The sequence below is a fragment of the Synechococcus sp. R55.7 genome, assembly GCF_047461955.1.
Taxonomy (GTDB): Bacteria; Cyanobacteriota; Cyanobacteriia; order Thermostichales; family Thermostichaceae; genus Thermostichus.
In genome coordinates this window covers 1-2,569 of sequence record NZ_JANSIC010000006.1, presented here as the reverse complement: position 1 = coordinate 2,569, position 2,569 = coordinate 1, and the positions used below count along the sequence as shown (strand labels likewise).

Below are 2,569 nucleotides of genomic sequence, written 5' to 3'. Positions count from 1 at the left end.
TTCATCCCATCCCCATTGCCGATTCTGTAACCGTTGATGTCTGGGTACGGACAGGCGGACGCCATGAGCCGCCGGAGTGGCTGGGCCTATCCCATTTTTTGGAACACATGGTGTTTAAGGGTAGCGAGCGGCTGGCTCCTGGTGAGCTGGATTGGGCCGTGGAAGGACGGGGCGGAGTTACCAATGCTGCCACCGGCCAAGACTACACCCATTACTACATTACGGTGGCTGCTGCCGACCTGGCGGATACCCTGCCCTACTTGGCAGAGGTGGTTTTGCGGGCCGGGATCCCAGATCTGGAGTTTGAGCGGGAGCGGCAGGTGGTTCTGGAGGAAATTCGCCGCGCTGCCGACAACCCGGACTACACGGCCTATCAGCTTTTGATGCAGACCGCCTATGGGGAGCATCCCTATGGACGACCGGTGTTGGGCACACCGGAAAGCTTGATGCAACTGACCCCTGAACTGATGCGCGCCTACCACCGCGCTTGGTATCGGCCTGAATCCATGACGGTGGTGGTGACGGGTGGCATCGATCCCGAGCGGGCGTTGGCCTTGGTGGAGGAGCAGTTTGGCGGCCCTGCCGCCGGGCCAGCACCGGTCAGCCCCCCCATTCCGCCCCAGCCTCGTCCCCAAGGGATCCTGCGCCGGGAGAGCGACCATGCCCGCTTGGAGCAAGCCCGCCTGAAGTTGGCCTGGCCTACTGTTGGCATTGACGATTGGCAGCAAGCCTGTGGCCTGGAGATGTTGGCTTCTGTGCTGGGAGATGGCCGTACTTCGCGGCTGGTGCATCTGCTGCGGGAACAGCGGGGCTGGGTGAGGGCCATTGGCTGTTCTTCGCTGGTGTTGAAGGAGGGGGGACTGTTTTGTATTGGGGCTCAACTGGAGCCGGAGGATGTGGCGCGGGTGGAGGCGACGATTCTGCACGAGATTGAAAAGCTGCAGCAGGATGGCATCGGCCAAGCGGAGTTGGATCGCACCCGGCGTATGCTCACCCATGAGTTCCTGTTCTCCGCCGAGTCTCCCAGTCAATTGGCGGGCATCTATGGCTACTACGAGACGCTGGGCGGGGTGCAGCGCATTCAAGAGTACCTGGAGCTGGTGCAATCTTTTACCCCGGCTCAGATCCGGGAATTGGCCCAGCAGTACTTGTCTCCGGAGGCTTATGTAGTCACCGTTCTCAAGCCGACTGCCCTGGGTACAGCGGCGGCTTCGGAGCTGCAACTGGCTTGCCGTTAAGCGCCGCCTTGGCGCTCCGGACTCTTGATTTTCGGATTTTGGACGGGATCCCTTGCCTGCATGAACTCTGCTCTGCTTGCCACCCAACGTGGCCGTTTACAGCGCGTCCTTTTGGCCAATGGCATCACGCTGTTGCTGGGCCAGAACCCAACGGTGGAGATCTTGGCTGCCCACTGTTTTTTCCGCGGTGGTAGCCGGGCAGAGCGGCCGCAACAGGCGGGGGTGAGCCACTTGATGGCGGCTGTCCTCACCAAAGGCACGCATCGGCGCAACTCCCAGGCCATTGCTGCTGCGGTGGAATCGCTGGGAGCCTCGCTATCGGTGGACAGTTCTGCCGACTCTTTCGAGGTGAGCCTGCGCTGTGTGGCTGCCGATTTCCCGGAGTTGCTGGATTTGCTTGCGGAGACGCTGCGGGATCCCAGTTTTCCTGAAGAGGAGGTGGCGCGAGAGCAGGGGTTGATGCTGCAAGCCATTCGCGCCCAGCAGGAACGGCCTTTCAGCCTGGCTTTCGATCAGGTGCGACAGGCCCTCTATGGGGATCATCCCTACGCCCTGCCGGGGTTGGGACGGCTGGAGACGGTGGGATCCCTGACCCGCGAGGATTTGGTGGCCTATCACGCGGCCTACTGTCGTCCCAATGGAATGGTGATGGTGGTGATCGGCCCAGAGCCGCCGGAGCAAATGGCTGCCCAGGTGGAAGCGGCTTTGGGGGACTGGGTTGTTCCCGGCCCCTCTCCAGAGGATCGGGATGTTCCCCTGCCCCCTCTGAGGGATCCCCAACTGCTGAGGTTGCCCCAGCCCACTCAGCAGACAACAATCTTGATTGGGTTTCGCGGATCCCCTGCTGCTTCTGCGGATTATCCGGCCCTGAAGTTGCTGGCCACCTACTTGGGGAGCGGTCTGTCCAGCCGTCTGTTCGTGGAACTGCGGGAGCGCTGTGGCCTGGCCTATGAGGTCTCGGCTTTTTTTGCCACCCGTCGGGATCCCGCCCCTTTTGGGGTTTACATGGGCACTGCGGCAGAGAATACTCAGGTGGCCCTGGAGCGCCTACAAGCAGAAATCCACCGTCTGCAGGCCAATCCCCTCGATCCGGCGGAGGTGGAAATGGCGCAGCGCAAACTTCTGGGCCAATACGCCCTCAGCAAACAAACCAATGCCCAGGTGGCCCAACTGGTGGGCTGGTACGAGATTTTGGGCTTGGGCATGGAGTTTGACCGGCAGTATTTGCAGAGGGTCAGGCAGCTCACCCCAGAGCAGCTCCACCAAGCCGCAAAGACCTACCTGACCCCCCCGGCCATTGCTCTGGTGGGGCCGGAAGCCGCCTTGGCAGA

The 2,569-nt window shown here is 61.8% G+C and carries 2 protein-coding genes; both read left to right on the top strand.

Annotated elements, in window-relative coordinates:
* Window positions 1–1,238, top strand: a 1,238-nt coding sequence (locus NW820_RS00800) for a M16 family metallopeptidase (RefSeq protein WP_414406416.1), incomplete at its 5' end; no start/stop codon positions are given.
* A gap of 60 nt (window positions 1,239–1,298) precedes the next feature.
* Window positions 1,299–2,569: M16 family metallopeptidase (locus NW820_RS00795; RefSeq protein WP_414406415.1), on the top strand; the 1,271-nt coding region annotated here is incomplete at its 3' end.